15 protein-coding genes and 5 pseudogenes are annotated in these 18,528 nt (G+C 53.0%); 12 read left to right on the top strand and 8 right to left on the bottom strand.

Translation table 11 applies throughout. The features are described 5' to 3' along the window. Nucleotides 1–24: 24 nt before the first annotated feature. Nucleotides 25–1,158: an NADH:flavorubredoxin reductase NorW gene (gene norW, locus ACQ86O_RS19455; protein WP_431222475.1), complete on the bottom strand. Its 1,134-nt coding sequence runs from the start codon at nt 1,156–1,158 to the stop codon at nt 25–27. Next, nucleotides 1,155–2,654, bottom strand: a complete 1,500-nt coding sequence (gene norV / locus ACQ86O_RS19460) for an anaerobic nitric oxide reductase flavorubredoxin (protein ID WP_431222476.1) — start codon at nt 2,652–2,654, stop codon at nt 1,155–1,157. Before norV ends, norW begins: the two co-directional genes overlap by 4 nt. Before the next feature lie 172 nt (nt 2,655–2,826). Between norV and norR the strand changes: the two are divergent. From norR to ACQ86O_RS19475, 3 genes and pseudogenes are all read left to right on the top strand, one after another. Then, nucleotides 2,827–4,345 (top strand): annotated as a pseudogene (gene norR, locus ACQ86O_RS19465) (nitric oxide reductase transcriptional regulator NorR). A 244-nt stretch (nt 4,346–4,589) separates the two neighbouring features. Then, the gene (locus ACQ86O_RS19470; protein WP_431222477.1) at nt 4,590–4,937 is read left to right on the top strand and encodes an ArsR/SmtB family transcription factor; all 348 of its coding nucleotides are present in this window, start codon (nt 4,590–4,592) and stop codon (nt 4,935–4,937) included. A 3-nt stretch (nt 4,938–4,940) separates the two neighbouring features. Then, nucleotides 4,941–5,474, top strand: coding sequence for an SRPBCC family protein (locus ACQ86O_RS19475; protein ID WP_431222478.1), 534 nt, complete (start codon nt 4,941–4,943; stop codon nt 5,472–5,474). A 41-nt stretch (nt 5,475–5,515) separates the two neighbouring features. Here ACQ86O_RS19475 and ACQ86O_RS19480 read toward each other — a convergent pair whose 3' ends face one another. Continuing rightward, the gene (locus ACQ86O_RS19480) at nt 5,516–6,064 is read right to left on the bottom strand and encodes a hypothetical protein (protein WP_431225779.1); all 549 of its coding nucleotides are present in this window, start codon (nt 6,062–6,064) and stop codon (nt 5,516–5,518) included. Between the two features lie 187 nt (nt 6,065–6,251). Here ACQ86O_RS19480 and nudI point away from each other — a divergent pair, with 187 nt between their 5' ends. Beyond that, a complete protein-coding gene (gene nudI, locus ACQ86O_RS19485; protein WP_431222479.1) occupies nt 6,252–6,680 on the top strand; it encodes a nucleoside triphosphatase NudI in 429 nt (142 codons plus the stop codon). A 60-nt stretch (nt 6,681–6,740) separates the two neighbouring features. Here nudI and uilS read toward each other — a convergent pair whose 3' ends face one another. Together uilS and dcp are read right to left on the bottom strand one after the other, a co-directional pair. Then, complete coding sequence (uilS, locus tag ACQ86O_RS19490; RefSeq protein WP_431222480.1) at nt 6,741–7,601, bottom strand: UilS family quorum-quenching N-acyl-homoserine lactonase; 861 nt, start codon at nt 7,599–7,601, stop codon at nt 6,741–6,743. 246 nt (nt 7,602–7,847) lie between these two features. Continuing rightward, nucleotides 7,848–10,048: pseudogene (gene dcp, locus ACQ86O_RS19495) on the bottom strand (peptidyl-dipeptidase Dcp). Nucleotides 10,049–10,209: 161 nt separating this feature from the next. Between dcp and ACQ86O_RS19500 the strand changes: the two are divergent. The 5 genes and pseudogenes from ACQ86O_RS19500 to ydfG all read left to right on the top strand — a co-directional run bounded on the left by ACQ86O_RS19500 (nt 10,210) and on the right by ydfG (nt 13,869). Beyond that, nucleotides 10,210–10,851, top strand: coding sequence for an HAD-IA family hydrolase (locus ACQ86O_RS19500; RefSeq protein WP_431222481.1), 642 nt, complete (start codon nt 10,210–10,212; stop codon nt 10,849–10,851). A gap of 209 nt (nt 10,852–11,060) precedes the next feature. Further along, a complete protein-coding gene (locus tag ACQ86O_RS19505; RefSeq protein ID WP_431222482.1) occupies nt 11,061–11,381 on the top strand; it encodes a hypothetical protein in 321 nt (106 codons plus the stop codon). A 3-nt stretch (nt 11,382–11,384) separates the two neighbouring features. Then, nucleotides 11,385–12,442, top strand: a pseudogene (locus tag ACQ86O_RS19510) (aldo/keto reductase). 99 nt (nt 12,443–12,541) lie between these two features. Further along, a pseudogene (locus ACQ86O_RS19515) lies at nt 12,542–13,064 on the top strand (GNAT family N-acetyltransferase). A 55-nt stretch (nt 13,065–13,119) separates the two neighbouring features. Next, nucleotides 13,120–13,869, top strand: coding sequence for a bifunctional NADP-dependent 3-hydroxy acid dehydrogenase/3-hydroxypropionate dehydrogenase YdfG (gene ydfG, locus ACQ86O_RS19520; RefSeq protein WP_431222483.1), 750 nt, complete (start codon nt 13,120–13,122; stop codon nt 13,867–13,869). A gap of 37 nt (nt 13,870–13,906) precedes the next feature. On the opposite strand, the gene ACQ86O_RS19525 is transcribed toward ydfG, so the two are convergent. Next, entirely contained in the window at nt 13,907–14,233 is a 327-nt protein-coding gene (locus ACQ86O_RS19525; RefSeq protein ID WP_431222484.1) for a YnfA family protein, read from the bottom strand. A 180-nt stretch (nt 14,234–14,413) separates the two neighbouring features. On the opposite strand from ACQ86O_RS19525, the gene ACQ86O_RS19530 reads away from it, so the two are divergent. Then, complete coding sequence (locus ACQ86O_RS19530) at nt 14,414–14,782, top strand: DUF1283 family protein (RefSeq protein WP_431222485.1); 369 nt, start codon at nt 14,414–14,416, stop codon at nt 14,780–14,782. Between the two features lie 81 nt (nt 14,783–14,863). Further along, the gene (locus ACQ86O_RS19535; RefSeq protein ID WP_431222486.1) at nt 14,864–15,163 is read left to right on the top strand and encodes a DUF1161 domain-containing protein; all 300 of its coding nucleotides are present in this window, start codon (nt 14,864–14,866) and stop codon (nt 15,161–15,163) included. Nucleotides 15,164–15,209: 46 nt separating this feature from the next. On the opposite strand, the pseudogene ACQ86O_RS19540 reads toward ACQ86O_RS19535, so the two are convergent. Together ACQ86O_RS19540 and ACQ86O_RS19545 are read right to left on the bottom strand one after the other, a co-directional pair. After that, nucleotides 15,210–16,537, bottom strand: a pseudogene (locus ACQ86O_RS19540) (MFS transporter). After that, a complete protein-coding gene (locus ACQ86O_RS19545; protein ID WP_431222487.1) occupies nt 16,480–16,719 on the bottom strand; it encodes a hypothetical protein in 240 nt (79 codons plus the stop codon). The pseudogene ACQ86O_RS19540 and the gene ACQ86O_RS19545 overlap by 58 nt, the downstream one beginning before the upstream one ends. A 381-nt stretch (nt 16,720–17,100) precedes the next feature. On the opposite strand from ACQ86O_RS19545, the gene ACQ86O_RS19550 reads away from it, so the two are divergent. Beyond that, a complete protein-coding gene (locus ACQ86O_RS19550) occupies nt 17,101–18,471 on the top strand; it encodes a cytochrome c peroxidase (protein ID WP_431225780.1) in 1,371 nt (456 codons plus the stop codon). The last annotated feature ends 57 nt before the right edge of the window (nt 18,472–18,528 follow it).

Raw genomic sequence — 18,528 nt, forward strand, 5'->3', positions numbered from 1 at the left:
AACGCCGCATTTCTGCGGCCTCGGTTAACGATTTAACGCTTTCAGCAAGCTGAATGCCTGTTTCATATGCGCTTCACTGACGATAAACGCGCGCAGTTGCTGTTGCCGATCGAAACCTTTGGCAACCATGCCCTGCGGCTCGGTGGTTATCGTCCATTGCAAATCGGTACGTTGGGTTTCACCCGCCAGATGCATCGGCAGATCGGGGGTTTTTACCTTGACCAGCATCGCAGGCAACTTCAGCTCTTCGTCTGCACCGAGCAAGTTTTTCGCCAGGGTCATGGCACTGAACTGGATAGGCTGCAGGAATGGCAGCAGCTTGCCATCAATTTCAGCGCAGTCGCCCAGTGCGTAAACATCCGCAACGGAGGTCTGTAAACGTTCGTCAACCTGGATACCCCGATTCACCTGCAAATTCGCCTGCTGCGCCAGCGCAACGTTCGGTCGCAGACCGATAGACGAAATCACCGCATCCACCTGCTGACGGCGATCATTGCTCAGTGTCACCAACAGGCCGTCATCCTGCGGCGTCAACGCAGCCAACTGTTGATTGAATACCAGCTCAACGCCCATTTGCAGCAACCGATGCTGTAAGCGACTACTGGCCTCAGCCGGCATCAACGCCGACAGCAGGCTGCATGATTTGTCCACCACCGTGACCTGTTTACCGGCGCGGCACATATCCATCGCCAGCTCACAGCCAATCAGGCCTCCGCCAAGAATCAGCACCCGCTGCGCTCGCAGCAGTGTGGTTTCACATTCGCGGTATTCTTGTTGACTGTTGAGCGTCAACATATGTTGGCGGCCTGGCACTGGCGGCACGATGGCCGTTGCGCCTACCGCCAGCACCAGCTTGTCGTATTGCCAACGTTGCTGCGCGCTGTGCAGCGTTTTATTCTGCGTGTCGATGGCGATAATGTGCGTATTCGGGTGCAGCGCCAGTTGGTACTGTTCGGCAAAGCTGCCCGAGGCTTGCCGCGTCAGCGATGCGGCAGAGTGGTTCTGGCTAATCACATGGCTCAGTTCCGGTTTGTTGTACTCATCGCAACTGTCTGCGGCAATCAGCCGAATCGGCACCTCGCCATGCTGTTTGCGCAAATTTTTCACTAACTGGCGCGCGGCAAAGCCCGAGCCGATGATAACAATGCCGTGTTTCATTTAGCCTCCGTCGCCATGGGGTCGAACACGTCTTTGCCCATCGAACATTCCGGACACAGGAAGTCTTCCGGGACGTCTTGCCAGGCGGTAGCGGGTGCGACATCCTGCATCGGCTCACCCTCTTGCGGATCGTAAATCCACAGGCAAACGCTGCACTGCATGCGTGGGCCCAGGCTGTCGTCTGCCTGACCCGCTCCGCAGGCGATCGGCTGAGTCTGCGGTTTGCCTGCTGGCTGTGCGGCGATTACCGGCAGCGGTTGCACCACAGTTTCGCCCGTCAGCTGGCGGTTGACCGGGCTGGTCAACGCCCATTGGCGGGCGATCTCACGACCATGTTGACGGCATATTTCCACCGTATCCAGATCGGGGCGCCATTTAGCCTTTAGCGCCAGCGTGGTTTCAAAACCACAATCCATCAAACGCGTTTGAATACGATCAACCGCCCCACCGTTCCAGCCATAGCTGCCGAACGCCGACGCTTTCTTGTTGCGAAAACGCAAGCCGGTCATTTCCTCCAACAGGCCGGCAACCTTTGGCATCATGACGTTATTCATGGTCGATGAGCCCACCAGGACGCCTTTTGAGCGGAACACATGGGTAAGTATTTCGTTTTTATCATGGCGTGCCACATTAAAGATTTTCACCGCCACGCGAGGATCGGTTTCGTTGATGCCCTGTGCAATGGCGTCTGCCATCATGCGGGTATTGTTGGACATCGTGTCATAGAAAATGGTGATGCGATCTTCCTGATAGTCCGCCGCCCACTCCAGATAACGCTGTACAATTTGGGTTGGATTATCGCGCCACACCACGCCGTGCGAAGTTGCAATCATGTCCACGGGCAGATTGAACCCAAGGATTTCATTGATTTTTGGCGCCACCAACCGGCTGAACGGTGTCAGAATATTGGCGTAATAGCGTTGGCACTGTTCAAATAGCTCATTCTGATCGACCTCATCGTTAAACAGATGCTCATCGCAATAATGTTGACCAAACGCGTCGTTGCTGAATAACACCGCATCGCCTGTCATGTAGGTCATCATGCTGTCAGGCCAGTGCAACATCGGTGTTTCGACAAAAATCAGTTGCTTGCCGTTACCGATATCCAGACTGTCTCCGGTGTGTACCACATGGAAATTCCATTCGGGGTGGTGGTGGTGACCGTTGATGGAGTCAATGCCGTTTTCGGTACAGTAAATTGGCGTATGCGGGATGCGCGCCATCAACTCAGTCAAGGCACCCGCGTGGTCTTCTTCCGCGTGATTGATAATGATGTAGTCCAGCGTGGCAAGATCGATTTCTGCCGCCAGATTCTGCACGAACTCACGGCTGAATTTATGATCCACCGTATCAATCAACACCGTTTTTTCTTCGCGAATCAAATAGCTGTTATAGCTGCTGCCCTTCAGCGTTTTGTATTCTGTGCCATGAAAATCGCGTACTTCCCAATCACGTTGCCCGACCCATTGGATGTTGTTTTTTACCTGGATTGCCATGCTAATGCCCTTACTGTTAAACATCACGTTTCAAAAGTTGCTCATGGCGTCTATATAGCAAAGGGCGTGCCATTTTTATTTTGTTGTTTTTAAACATATTTTAAAAATTTGATGTCAAAATGACATCAGCGTAATATTGTCTTTATGACAATCAACTGTCGGAATGACAATTATGCCACTCTCCATCCACTCCCTGGCGGCCATCGCTATCGATCTGCAAAGTGGGCTTAGCCAGCGCGATCGTTTCCAACGTTTAATCAATAGTCTGCGCCACTTGCTGCGCTGTGACGCCTCTGCTTTGCTGCGTTTTGAAGGGCAGCAGTTTCGCCCGTTAGCCATTGATGGATTGACGCAAGACGTACTGGGCCGCCGCTTCGCGCTAGACGCCCATCCTCGCCTGGAAGCGATTGCCCGGGCCGGCAACGTGGTGCGTTTTCCCGCAGATAGCGACCTGCCCGATCCTTATGACGGTCTGATCCCCGGCCACGACCACTTGAAAGTTCACGCCTGCATCGGCCTGCCGCTGTTTGCCGAACAGGATTTGATCGGCGCATTGACCTTCGACAGTCTGAATCCTCTGCAATTTGATCGCTTCAGCGATGAAGAGCTGCGACTGATCGGCGCATTGGCGGCTGGCGCGCTGAATAACGCATTGCTGGTTGAAATGTTGGAGAAGCAGTCACTGACACCGCTGGCACCACCTGGAGTCAATGCTGCCAGAGAGCCAGAAGAGATGATTGGGCTCTCACCGTTAATGCAGCAGCTAAAGCAGGAAATTGACATTGTCGCCGGCTCCGACCTCAACGTGCTCATTACCGGTGAAACAGGAGTGGGCAAGGAGTTGGTCGCACGCGCCATTCACCAGGGTTCGTCACGTGCCTCAAATCCGCTGGTGTATCTCAACTGCGCCGCACTGCCGGAAAACGTCGCAGAAAGCGAACTGTTTGGTCACGTTAAAGGGGCATTTACCGGCGCTATCCAGCACCGCATTGGCAAATTTGAATTGGCTGATAATGGCACGCTGTTCCTGGATGAAGTCGGAGAGCTTTCGTTGTCATTACAGGCGAAACTGCTGCGCGTGATTCAATATGGCGATCTTCAACGCGTCGGGGATGATTCGATTAAACGGGTGAACGTCCGTATTCTTGCCGCTACCAATCGCGATCTGAAACAGGCTGTGGTTGATGGCCTATTTCGTGTGGACTTATATCACCGACTGAGCGTGTTCCCCATAGCCGTCCCCCCTACGCGAGCGTATTGGCGATATTGCACTGCTTGCCGGTTTCTTTTGCGAACGTTGCCGGGTTAAGTTTGCCCTGTCACAGCTAACCCTTAGTGGCGCAGCATTATCGACGCTGGAACACTATGCGTGGCCAGGAAATATTCGCGAGCTGGAACATACCCTTTATCGAGCGGCTATTTTGGCCCGCGCCACACAAAATACCGCCGAGCTGGAACTGTTGCCGGTTCATTTTAATTTACCTGCTCAGACCATCGCCGAAGTGGCCGACGATGCCCTGTCTGAGCCGTTACTTCAAGCCGATCTCGCTACCATGACGCAGCATTTCCAACGCCGCATGATCCAGAAAACCCTGGCCGAGTGTGAAATGAATTGGGCTGCCGCTGCACGTCAACTGAACCTCGACAGCGGTAACTTGCATCGGCTTGCTAAACGTCTTGGCTTAAAATAAGGCTAAAGGATCTCTCTGGAATTCGGATCCATTGTCTGGCGCTTTGCGGCGTTTTTGCATCGGTTATCCCTTCAGGCACGCGGTGGCGTCAGCCGGATCCGTTGAGAAAAAACGGTAATAATCATTCTTTTGGTGTCGGATAACCCCGAGCGACATTGCCTTATCCCCATTTTTTATGTGACAAAGCTAAAAAATATTCAACAAAATGGTTGAATATTGCCCATGTCGTTCTATCTTTAACCAGATGGTTAAATTATGTTCCTCACGACTGGACGCTATCTTTCACGCACTGGCCGATCCTACAAGACGAGCCATTTTGCGTACCTTAGCCGAAGGCGAACACAGTATTGGTGAGCTGGCGGCGCCTTTCGAGATGTCGTTTGCCGGTGCGTCCAAACATATCAAAGCACTGGAGCAAGCCGGGCTGGTGCAACGCACCGTGCAGGGAAGAAACCATATCTGCCGGCTCGCTCCCGAGCCGATGGCGCAGGCCATGCAATGGCTGCAAACCTATGAACATTTCTGGAATGAGCGGCTGGACGTGCTGGAGCAAGCGCTGCGGCAAGCTGACTCGCATCCTCCTACGGAGTGAACCATGAACGATTACGGTATGATCATTGAAACGGGTACGCTGCGCATCCAGCGCTTATTGCCTGGCCCACTCGAGCGGGTCTGGGCATATCTGACGGAATCAGACAAACGCGCCAGTTGGCTGGCCGCAGGCGAGATGCCAATGCAGGTAGGAGCCAAGATCGAATTGCTATTTTGCAATGCCGAGCTGGCCGGTGAAGATGAAACACCGCCAGCGAAATACAAGTCCTGTGCGGGTGAGATAACCAACATCGGTCATATCACCTGTCTGCTTCCGCCACACGTACTCAGCTTTACCTGGGCAGAGAAAGGCGAAGAACGACCTTCTGAAGTCACTTTTGAGCTGACCGAACAAGGGAGCAATGTGCTGCTGACTGTCACCCATCGGCGTTTGGCCAACCGCGACACCATGCTCAGCGTCGCCAGCGGCTGGCACGCACATCTGGATCTGCTGGTCGATCACCTGCAAGAGCGCGCCCCGCGCCCATTCTGGGCGGCAATCAGCCGCCTGGAAGACGAATACCGGGCAAAGTTGTAAATCAGGCGGGATGAGAAAGCGGTTTCTCGTCCCTGCCCGGTTTAAAGCGCCAGCAGCTTTTCCAGGGCAGCTATCCGCTGCCCTTGTCTGCTGAAGTCGGCCCGATACCAGAGCGAATCCATTGCGCTACGCACCTCTTCCACCACCCAGGTTTGGTTCTTCACTGAAGCCAGGGTTTTCCCGGTATCCACGCACTTAACCCACAGCCAAATGCCAACCAACAAGCCACCTCCCAGGACGACCCAAATATCGCTAAACGGCCATAGCTGCAACAACAGCATCAGCAATGCACCTGCCTGTATCACAAATTTAAGGAAAAATGCCCGCCAGAAGAAGGTTTGCAATTGATCGCCAATGGCAAAACATGGGTTAGTTAACGAGTTGCGGGTTTCCTGCACCGGAATACCCTGCACATACACCGTCCAATGGGTAAGTTGCTTCGGGATCACCACGAGGCTTTTTTCGGCTAATTGATGCAAACGCATGGAGACAACCACCGGCATGACTAATCCGGCCAGCAAGCCATAGAATATGGGGGCCGTTATACCAAAAAACGCTAATCCCACCGCCAGCAGTACCAACAAAACCACCTTTCCTGAATAAAACCAAAAAGGCGCCATCTGATAATTCATAAACTCCCTCTTAGATAACTGGCTGATTTTGTTATATCGTCTCCATTCTAATGTCTTCCCAGAAAATAATAATTAAAAACTTCGTGATCCCGTCTGACGTATAATGCGTTTTTCAGCCCCGATGCCCTTGGAAAACGGAGTGACTATGCGTCAACGTATTATTGTTTGCCCGCTGATTGAAAATGACAACGCCTACCTGCTTTGCAAAATGGCTGCCCACAAAGGGGTATTCCCTGGTCAGTGGGCCCTTTCAGGCGGGGGAACAGAGCCGGGGGAAACCATCGAAGAAGCCTTGCGCCGCGAAGTCAATGAGGAGTTGGGCGGCGCCTTGGTGCTGGATCGCATTCAACCCTGGACGTTTCGCGACGATGTGCGGATGAAAACCTATGAAGATGGCAGCCAGGAACAAATCTATATGATTTACCTGATTTTTGACTGCCACGCCGCCAACCGCGCCGTTACGATTAACGATGAATTTGAAGATTATGCTTGGGTGAAGCAAGAAGATTTGGCCAGTTATGACCTGAACGAAGCCACCAGATTAACGCTGCAACAGCGGGGATTACTGGCTTGATATCGGTTACACCACTGGGCAGCCACGACCATCAGCCCAGTGGTGTAAACATCAACGTGATTAGAGGACGCGTTTAAACCAGTCGATTTGACGTGTAATGATGCTGTCAAAATGAGGGCCGCTATACATATCGTAATGCCTGGCCCCCTCTTCCACATGCAATGTTTTCTGCTGAGATCCTACCGACTCGTACAATGCCACACCCTGTTGCGGCGGATTGACGGAATCCGCCCCGGCCACCGTCACTAATACCGGACATGTCACCTTGGCCGCGTTATCCTTCGGTTTGTAAAGCAGCGTTTCACGCACGGTCAGGAATGGGATCTTGATGTCCATCGCCGGATATCTGGCCTTGTTATTCTCAAAAAAGGCCTTCGATTCCGGATCATTCAGCACCCGGGTAATAGCAACCAACATTTCTTTGCCGGTGGCCTGCTTTTTATCCGCCATTTTATTCAGTGTGGCGATAAAATCCTGCTTCTCTTCGGCTGACATTTTGCCGGTGACGATCTCTTCACCATCGGCAAACGCCAATTGACTGGCCACAGCTTTAACATCCGGATTGCCTGCCGCAGCGCCCAAGACATGGCAACCCCCAAACGAAGTCCCCCACAATCCAATGCGCTGGCTATCTGCATGCGGTTGCGTTTTCGCCCAAGCGACCACAGTGTGAATATCGTCGATCTGCATCGCCGGGACTAAACGCCCACGTTCCCCACCACTGGCGCCGAAGCCACGATAGTCGAAAGTTATCGCCAAATAGCCAGCGTTTGCGAAAGCCTCGGCAAATGCCGGCAGTAAAATATCCTGAATACCGCAAAAACCATGGCAGAGAATTATCACCGGCAGTTCGCCACTCTGTTCAGTTTTGCGCAAGGTAACGGCTATCTCGCCGGGCAGCTGATGTGTGGTCATGTGCATATAAACTCCTTGTTTTTCCATGTAATCAGGCAGGAGCTTACCATTAAATGCTGCCGTTCAGGGAGTTAATAAAGCCACATTAACAGTAATATAGTTAAACTGTTCCGCGCAGATATTGTCTTCATGGCCCCCGCTGACCGGTGGTTTTACCCTCTAGTGACTCCATTTTTCGTCCTATGGCGTCGCAACCTCACGGAGGCTTGGGTAAGGGAGTCTTCCCCTTACCCTGGCCGCTTTTTTAGTGCCTTATTGATCTTTCAGCCCACGATTGAGCAGCATGGGCTCAATACTCGGCTCCTGCCCACGCCAGTCAACGTACTGTTTTTCGAGATCCTGGCTGTTGCCACGGGACAGTACCTTATCGCGGAAGCGCTGGCCGTTCTCTGCGGTCAACCCACCGTGCTCGCTGAACCCTTGGAAAGCGTCATCCGCCAGCATTTGTGTCCACAGATAGGCGTAATAACCGGCGGCATAGCCGTTGCCCCAAATATGTTGGAAATAGCTTGAACGATAGCGTGGCGGCACATAGCTGAGGTCTATCTTGTCCTGCTGCAGTGACGCGGTTTCGAATGTGTCGACGTCCTGCTGGGGTTGATCGGCGGCCAGCATGTGCCAATGCATATCCAGCAACGCTGCGGATAACAGCTCGGTCATGGCGTAGCCTTTGTTGAATTTGTCGGCCTTGTTGATTTTATCCACCAACGCCTTCGGCATGGCGTCACCCGTCTGGTAATGCTTGGCAAAGTGGGCAAACACCTGCGGATCGCTGGCCCAGTGCTCATTAAACTGTGACGGGAATTCGACAAAATCGCGTGCGGTATTGGTGCCTGAAAGGCTTGCATATTCCTGCTCGGCGAACATTCCATGCAATGCGTGGCCAAACTCGTGGAACAGGGTGATCACATCGTCATAAGACAATAACGCCGGTTGGCCCGCTGCGGGTTTGGTAAAGTTGGCGACGTTATAGATCACCGGCTTGGTGCCGTTTAGCTTGGATTGCTCAACGAAGTTGCTCATCCAGGCACCACCGCCCTTGTTATCACGCTTAAAGAAATCTGTGTAGAACAGCGCCAAAGATTGGCCGTCTTTATCAAATACTTCATACACCCGCACGTCTGGCTGGTAGATCGGGAGATCCTTGCGCTCTTTAAAACTGATGCCATACAACAGATTAGCGGCGTAGAACACACCGTTATGCAGCACGTTATTCAGCTCAAAGTAAGGTTTGATCTGGGATTCATCCAGATCGTACTTGGCTTTACGCACCTGTTCGGCGTAGAACAGCCAGTCCCAGGCGGCCAACTTGAAACTGCCGTTTTGCTGGTCAATAACCGCCTGTATATCTTTGGCTTCGCGTTCAGCCCGGGCCGTGGCGGCTGGCACGATATTGCGCATAAACGCCAGCGCAGCATCCGGGGTTTTAGCCATCTGATTCTGCAACTTCCAGGCAGCATAATTGGGGAAACCCAACAGCTTTGCCTGCTCCGCACGTACTTTCGCCAATCGAGCCAGGGTTTGACGGGTATCGTTGGCATCACCTTTCTCTGCACGGTTGATGGAAGCCTCAAACAACGCCTGGCGCGTGTTGCGATCTTTCAGGTTTTGCAGATCGGGTTGCTGGGTGGTGTTCTGCAACACCAATAACCACTGTTTATCCAGCTTTCGCTCACTGGCAGCCTGAGCCGCCGCCGCCAATTCCCCTGCCGAAAGCCCTGCCAACTGGGGTTGCTCACGGATTGCCAGGGCACCGTTTTTGCTGGCCGCCAACAGTTTATTGGTGAACTGGGTACTCAGCGACGCAGCTTCCTGATTCAGCGCTTTTAACTGGGTTTTATCCTTCTCAGAAAGATTGGCCCCTGCCAGGACAGAGTTCTGGTAGATCACTTCCACCAATCGGCGGGATTCGGCATCCAGGTTCAAGGCATCACGCTGGTCATAAATGGCCTTGATGCGCGCAAACAGTTTGCTGTTAAGCATAATGGCATCATTTAACGCCGCCAGCTTGGGGAAGTCTCTTCATCCAGCTTTTGCAAGGCATCGCTGGTATTGGCTGAGGTCATGGCACCAAACACATTCATGGTACGCGTCAGCAGTGACCCGGCCTTTTCTAACGCCACAAACGTATTTTCAAAGGTTGGCTCTGTGGGATTATTGGCGATCTTCTCCACTTCCATCAGTTTCTGTTGAATGCCTGCGGCAATGGCCGGCGCATAATCGCTCTCTTTGATTACATCGAACGGCGGAGCCTGGAAAGGCAACCTGCTGGCATAAAAGAAAGGGTTTTCACCCTTCGGATTATTATGTTGATTGGCTTCTCCGGTCACATTCGCCTCCTTGATCTGGCCACTCGGCACGGCGGTGTTATCTGACTGCAACGTGCTCTCTTCTGCCAGCGCTGGCGTGCTCAATGCGACGCCGATCGCCAGTACCAGTGTAGATAAACGCATCAAATCCAAACTCCTCCATGTCCTATTGAATAGCCTAGCTTAGGCACAGTTGGCCATTTGAGCAAAAACAAATGGCGTCCAATCACTTGATATTCGTCAACAACCTTTCTTTGTCTCTCTGTTCTTATGGGGAATAAGACAACAGAAATCATAAGGGAATTATGAACGCCATTGCATGCAAAGCAGTACTGTTTGATTTGGACGGCACTCTGGTTGATTCCGCAGCCTGTATAGAAAAACTATGGACGGAATGGGCAATCAGGCATCATCTGAACGTGGATTATGTTCTGGCAAATATCCATGGGCGCACCATTGAAGAAACGCTGAAACTCATTTCACCTTATTTCGCCAATCAGCACTGCGTTGATGAAGTTAAAACTCTGGCGATCGAGGCACTGAGCCAGGTTTCCGCCATTGGCGGTGCCGTCGATTTTGTGAGGCAACTGCCGCCCGAGTGTTGGGCAATTGTGACGTCCGGCGCTAAAAAGGTCTCGATGCAAAGCGTTAACAGCGCTGGCATTCCACACCCGGAAATGATGATCACCTCAGAAGATATCGTGCATGGCAAACCCCACCCGGAGCCCTATCTGATGGCGGCGGCCAATTTCGGCCTGCCGGTACAGAAATGCGTGATTTTCGAAGATGCGGAGTCCGGCGTTAAATCGGCCCTTGCCGCGGGTGGGCAAGTGATCGTTGTGGGTGAAGGCGTGCCTATCGCCTCGCAGCAAATCAAGGCAACCGTGGCTGACCTTACGGGGTTTAAGGCCGAATTTGTCGATGGGATAATCCATTTATCCTGGTAATTTTATGACGTTGCGGGCACTTTCCCTGTGCTCGCTAATAATCACCCGCCTAACCTCTTCTTAACCTCCTCGTGATGCGCTATGCTCAAAAACCCAGCCGACGATGCGATTTTTGAAACAGGATTTCTGTTATGTCTGCGCTTTTACTTTGCCCCGTCAGGCACCGTCGATGAGCTGGTTTTTCTGGCGGGTACCACTAGGCTATCTTATTGGCAACCTGGCTCCTGGGGTTAGCGGTGTGCCACGCTAAACACCGCAAGCGGATCTGTGATAAAAAGTTACACCGTCACGATTTTGCGTTACCCCTGTTGCGCATTGCCATCGGTGCTCTGGCGCCGCTTTTGCCGCAGCAAAACAACGTCGTGCCGCTGGCCGACTTGCCGTTGGCATTTATCGTCATCGGCGTGATCGCCCTGTTGGCGGTTCTGGACAGCTTTAGGCTAAGGGCAGAGGCGGGAGATGAATTCCGCCTGAAGAAAAGCGCCCCGACGCCGTCTGAAAAATCTATGGCAACCAAGGTAAGGAGTTAAACGATGGAATACCGTCAACTGGGCCATTCCGGCCTGAAGGTTTCGGTGCTAAGTTTGGGCACCATGACCTTTGGAGGACAAGGCAAATTCGCCAAAACTGGCACGACCGATGTTAATGAAGCACGCAATCAGCTCGCCATGTGTATCGATGCCGGGATTAACCTGTTCGATACCGCTGATGTCTATTCAGCTGGCCAATCGGAAGATATCCTCGGCCAGGCGTTGGGCAGCAAACGCCATGAAGTACTCGTGGCCAGCAAGGCTCGCTTCCCTATGGGCAACGGCCCTAACGACGCAGGGTTGTCACGCCATCACCTGATCCGCGCCTGCGAAGCCAGCCTGAAACGCCTGAATACCGACTACCTTGATCTCTACCAGTTACATGAGTGGGACGGCATCACTCCGGTGGAAGAAACCTTACGCGCGTTGGAGCATTTGGTGAGCAGCGGCAAAGTGCGTTACACCGGTTTGTCCAACTTCTCCGGCTGGCACCTGATGAAACATTTGGGCAGCGCTGAAAGGCTTGGGTTGGTACGCCCGGTCAGCCAGCAAATCCACTACACCTTGCAGGCGCGTGAAGCAGAATATGAACTGCTGCCTATCGCAGAGGATCAAGGGCTTGGTGTGCTGGTCTGGAGCCCGCTGGCTGGTGGCCTGCTTTCCGGCAAATATCGCCGCAATCAACCCACGCCGGCGGGCACCCGCCATTTGGCCAACTGGGGGAACCACCGGTACGCGATCGGGAAAAGCTGTTTGATATTGTCGATGTGCTGGTTGATATCGCCCACTCTCGGGGTATCTCCGCCGCCCAGATTGCCTTGGCCTGGCTGTTGGCTCGGCCAACGATCACCTCAGTGGTTATCGGGGCACGTAACGGTGAGCAGCTTAAAGACAACCTGCATGCTGCCAACCTGATCCTCAATGAAGAGGAACTGCGACGTTTAGAGGAAGTAAGCCGCCCACCGCTGATTTACCCTTACTGGCATCAGGCCTCAACCGCGCCCGATCGACTCTCGGCGGCAGATCGTTTGCTTATCGAGCCGCACCTCTCGAAAAAATAAGTCGCATCTGGCGCTAATCAACGTAATATCGATGATCCGCCCCATTTTAACGGGGGCGGATTTTTGCTGTTTTTAGGCCTGAAAAGCGAGGTAATAATAATGATTTACAGTGACCTTACTCAGTGCCGCGTGAACACCGAACGGTTGTTGATTGCCCCTTTTACCGCAGCAGATGCCGACGATGTTTACCAGGCGATAACCCCTACGCTGACGCGTTTTCTAACTTTTGAACCAGAGAAGTCTCCTGAGGCGTTTGCCAACATCTGGGAAGGCTGGCTGCCGCTGATCCGTGAAGGTGAAGAAGCCATCTTTGTGGCACGGCTGCGTGACAGTAAGCAATTCGTTGGCTTGGCTGGCGTGCATAATCTGCATAATCAGACGCCAGAACTGGGTATCTGGGTGAAAGAAAGCCTGCACGGCAACGGTTATGGCCGCGAGATTGTGCAGGCCATGGTGCGATGGGCAAGCGAGCGCTATCACCCCCTATTTTATCTACCCAGTCGCCGAGCAGAATACCCCGAGCCGCCGTATTGCCGAATCGCTGGGCGGCACCGTGCAAGGACGTCGCGAAAATATAAAATACGACTGTGTGGTTTACCACCTACCGACTATTAACGGTTAAATATGCGAGTATAATACGGCGCACACAGGGTAAAAAACAGTTGAGGAACAGTAACATGATCATTTTTGTCACGGGTGCCACCTCTGGATTTGGTGAAGCTATCGCCCGTAAGTTTGTGCATGAAGGCCACCAGGTGATCGCCGCGGGCCGCCGGGTCGAACGTCTGGAATCCTTGCAGGAAGAATTGGGCGAAGCACTGCATATTGTGCGCCTGGATGTACGTAATCGTGCGGCTATTCAACAAGTTATTGATGAGTTACCGGCGGCGCTGCGTGATATCGATGTCCTGGTCAATAACGCCGGTTTGGCGTTAGGCCTGGAGCCTGCACACAAGGCCAATGCGGACGATTGGGAAACCATGATCGACACCAATACCAAAGGGCTGGTGAACATGACCCGCGCATTACTGCCAGCGATGGTGGAGCGCAATATCGGCCATGTGATCAACATTGGTTCTACCGCCGCCAACTGGCCCTATGCCGGGGGTAATGTCTACGGTGCCACCAAAGCCTTCGTGAAACAGTTCAGCCTAGGTCTGCGTGCCGATCTGCATGGGACCCGCGTGCGCGTTACCGATATTGAACCGGGCATGGTAGGCGGTACCGAATTCTCTAATGTGCGTTTCAAAGGAGATGATGGCCGTGTGGATAAAACCTATGCCGGGGTTGATGCCCTGACGCCGGAAGACATTGCCGAATCGGTATTCTGGGTGGCTACGTTACCCGCCCGCGTTAACATCAATACGCTGGAAATGATGCCCGTCAGCCAGTCTTTCGCCGGTCTGAGCATCCACCGCGAGTCCTGATGTATCTGGTGGCAGGGGTTACCCTGCCATCCATTCTTTATGCCGTACGCCATCCAGAGACAATAATCAGCATCCCAATCATTGCCACACCCGCCCCCAGCCAATCCATTGCCGAGAGTTTTACCCCATCCACTACACGCAACCACAATAGCGCAGTTGCCACATAAACCCCGCCGTAAGCGGCATACACTCGCCCACTCGCAGCCGGATGCAAGGTCAGTAACCAGACAAACAGCATCAGACTGACAGCGGCTGGCAGTAATAACCAGGCGCTGGCGTTTTTCTTTAGCCATAAATAGGGCAAGAAGCAGCCGATGATCTCGGCCAGAGCGGTAGCAAAAAACAGTAAGGTGGTTTTGAGCATTGCTGGCTTTTCTCTCTGTAAATTAAACGAACCAGGACTGCAGGCTGGTGCAATACAAGAGCGCGATGATATATTTACCTGATGCAACAACCGGTGTTGCTGTAAGACGCAATACATACCCTATTGATTTCAAGTGCAACTTGAAAGACACCGGGTAAGCTAATTTATAAGGATGAAACGATGAAACCACTTTCCTTTCAACGACTGATGCGCGGGATGCTGCCGGTCGCCATGTTAATGCTGGCCGGTGCCTGGCAAGCTCCTGCGCTCGCTGCCTCCTGTACCCAAGGCAGTACCTGCGTCACCGTTGATGGTAGTGGTGGAGTGGCAATGAGCAATGAAGAAGCACGCCAAAGCAAAGAGCAGTGGAATGAAACCAAATCCCTGCGTGGCAAGGTTAACACCCGCGTAGAGAAGGAGTTTGACAAGGTGGACCGTGCCATTGACGACCAGGATCGCTGTGATAACAGCTACAATGTTAATGCCTATTGGGAACCTTCAACCCGTAAGTGTCTGGATCGCAAGACTGGCCGTCAGATAACTCCGTAATCGGTCAGGAAGGTTAAACTATTCAACCTGATGCTGCTATCCTGATAAAGAAATTCATTCTCGAATAATAAGGACTGAATGATGAAAAAAGCGCTTGTAGTAGGTGCATTATTGCTAGCCACCGCTCCACTGGCCGCTTTTGCCTCATGTGAGAGCGTGAAGGCGGATATTGCACAGAAGATAGTGAACAACGGCGTCCCTGAGTCCAGCTTCAAGCTGGAGATCGTGCCCAACGATCAGGCTAACCAGGCCGGTGGGCAGGTTGTCGGTCATTGTGGCCAGGACACACAAAAAATTGTTTATACCCGTTTGAATAACGGTGAAGACAGCGGTGACGCGGCGCAAACGGGTACCAGCCAGGATACCAAAGCACCGCAGTAAATCTGCTCCCAGGCGCAGCTTGCTGCGCCCTTCTCCTCGATATTAACTATGTCTGCTCCGCCTCTTCCCCTTCACGTTGTGGCCGATGCCGTGCCGGGATCAGCATCGCCGCGCCCAGCGCAAACAGCGATATCAACGCCGAGATCAAAAAGACCCAATGCAGCGAGGCCGCAACCTGCGCGGTCAACCCGGCCAATACGTCCGGTTGCATGGCATTACGTACGGTTGGCTCCATCAACTGCTGTAACGGATCGGCCGTTTGCGGCAACCGTAGTTGCAGATTGATATTAAGCGTAGCGCCGAGAATCGCGGTGCCGATGGCCGACCCTACCATTCTGGTAAATACCGTGCAGGCTGTAGCAATGCCACGGATGCTGAAATGTGCCGCATTCTGCACCGAAACCAAAAACGTGGTGTTACAAAGCCCCATCCCCGCTCCCACCATAAACGCCGCCACACGGCCCCATAACAAGCCTCCGGCAGGTTGTAACAGCAGCAGGATCAAACCACCGGCAGCCAGCAACAGCGCTCCGAGCAATGCCGTGGTGCGATAAGAAGTCAATAGCATCAAACGCCCACTCAGCGCGCTGGCCAACGGCCAGCCAATCGACATCAACGCTAACGTGGTCCCTGCCTCCAGCGGGGTTCCGCCTTTAACCCCCTGAATAAAGGTTGGCAGGAAGGCGCTGATGCCCATCATGGCAGCACCTATCGCGATACCGCCGATGTTACCGGCCACAATCACCCGGCTTTGCCACAAGGCAAGGGGGAACAACGGCTCAGGAGCTCGGCGCTCCTGGCGAACCAGCAGCATCAGGGCAACCGCCGCCAGAAAAAGCAACGGCATCACCCACCAACCCAGCATTTCTGCCTGTAGCAACGCCAGCAGCAAGGCGGTGACGAATACCGTCAACCAGGCCGTCCCTGCCAGATCCAACGTATGTTGGCGAACCTGTTGACGAGCAGGCAAGTAACGCCCCAAGAAGAACATCGCCAGCAAACCAATCGGCAAATTCACCCAGAACACCAATGCCCAAGGTAGATGCTGCACGATAAATGCCCCTAGCAGCGGGCCAATAATGGCCGAAATCCCCCACACGCTGGAGATATAGCCCATCACTTTTGGCCGTTCGGTGGCGCTATATACATCGCCGATAATGGTGGTCGCGGTCGGCATGATGGCGCCAGCGCCTAACCCTTGCAGCAGCCGAAAACCAATCAGCCAATACATATTGGGTGAGAAACCACACAAAATTGACCCCAGCAGAAATAGCGTAGCGCCAAAAAGAAGATCCTTTTACGCCCATACAGATCCGCTAAGCGGCCATAGATCGGAATAGTGATGGCCTGTGCCAGCAGATAAACGGAAAACACCCATCCCAACAGCGAAAAGCCCCCAGATCGCCAATAATGGTTGGCATGGCCGTAGCGACGATAGTGGCCTCAATGGCAGACATAAACATCGCCAGCATGCAGGCGATCAGGATCAGGGGACGGTGAGCAACCGGTGCATCAGCAGCGTTAGAGGTCATCAGTTTATCGAGGGTTCCAGGCATTTGTTTTCACGGAGTATATCAGCCAGGCGCCATTGTGTGGCTTGTCATGAGCGCTTCTTTGGCTTTATCACGTCAGAGAGCATTATTTAAACATTTTTTTACCTCGCCATTCCGCCGATAAAATGCCAACCCCGTCACATTGAGCCGCTAAAACGCCAGTTCATTGAATAATAGGTCATTTCTTAGAAGCGGCGCTGAGAGCCACGCCACATCAGGCTCATCGTCAGAGCCTATTCAAACGATAGTTAATGCCAATGATAGCCATTGATTTCAATCAAGTTCTCCCCATCCCCTAGCCATGACAATCTCAATGTCCGTTTTTTCATCCGCTTTTTCAGATGTAGGGCAACCTGGAAGTAAACTCAATGGAGCGAGATTATGATTAAAAAAATTATTTTGGGATGTGCTGTTACCGCCGTCGTCGGATATTTGGGGTTCGTCGGCTATATCTATCATTATGACCAACAACGAGCACCCGCCGTAGCCGATAACCGGGTCGATACTCTGTTAACCCGTTACGGCTGCGACTATTGCCACACCAACTCTGCTGATCTTCCTTTCTATGCCAAGCTGCCTATTGCCAAACAACTGATGGAAAGTGATATTCTCAACGGCAATCGGCACTTCAACATAGATGCCACCAGAACCGCTCTACAACAGAAAACCGCCGTTCCGCAAGTCGATCTGGCCAAGCTGGAGGCGGTTTTGCAAAATCAGGATATGCCTCCTCAATTGTATAAACTGGCGCACTGGTCAGGTAACGTCAGTGACAGCGATCGCGATGAATTGCTAAGCTGGATCCGCCAACAACGCGAACAGTTCTACACCACTGCGGATACTCCAACTGCGCTACGTGGCGCGGCTTTGCAGCCGATCCCCGCCTCGCTGCCTACCGATCCACAAAAGGTGGCTCTGGGATTCCGGCTGTTCAACGACCCTCGCCTGTCTAAAGACGACAGCATCTCCTGCGCACATTGCCACAACCTGGGGGCCGGTGGCGTAGATGGTCGTGTATCTTCGCTTGGGGTAAATGACCAGGAAGGGCCAATCAACGCACCAACGGTGTTCAATGCCGCCTTCAACATGGCGCAATTCTGGGATGGTCGCGCTGGTGATTTACAGGCACAGGCCGGTGGCCCACCGATGAACCCGATCGAAATGGCGTCTGAGTCCTGGGATGAAATCATCGCGAAACTGGATCAGGATGCAATACTGAAGGCCGACTTCAAGCGCGTGTATGCCAACGGTTTTAGCGGCGATAACATCACCGATGCCATTGCCGAGTTTGAAAAAACGTTGATCACCCCCGACAGCCCATTTGACCGCTACCTGAAAGGTGATCACAATGCTTTGACTGCACAACAAAAGCACGGTTATCAGCTGTTCCAGCAAAACAAATGCGGCACCTGTCACACCGGGATTAATCTGGGTGGTCAATCGTATGAAGTCATGGGGCTGAAAGCGGACTACATGGCTGCGCGTGGTACGCCGACCGAAGTCGATCTTGGGCGTTACAACGTCACCCAAAATGAAGCCGACCGCCACCGCTTCAAAACCCCGACACTGCGTAACGTCAGTTTAACCGCGCCTTATTTCCATGACGGTAGCGTTACCACACTGGATCAAGCGGTTAAGGATATGCTGACCTATCAGGTAGGCGTCAAACTGCCAGAAAGCGACGTCAAGGATTTGGTCGCACTGCTGGAAAGCATGACCGGTAAATACGAGCCTGCCACCCCACCTGCAGGTTAATTGTTTAGCCCCTATGCCAGCGGATCGGTAAAGATTCGCTGGTTTTCAGGTGGGCAG

It is taken from the genome of Serratia sp. L9 (assembly GCF_050632285.1).
Lineage (GTDB): Bacteria > Pseudomonadota > Gammaproteobacteria > Enterobacterales > Enterobacteriaceae > Chania.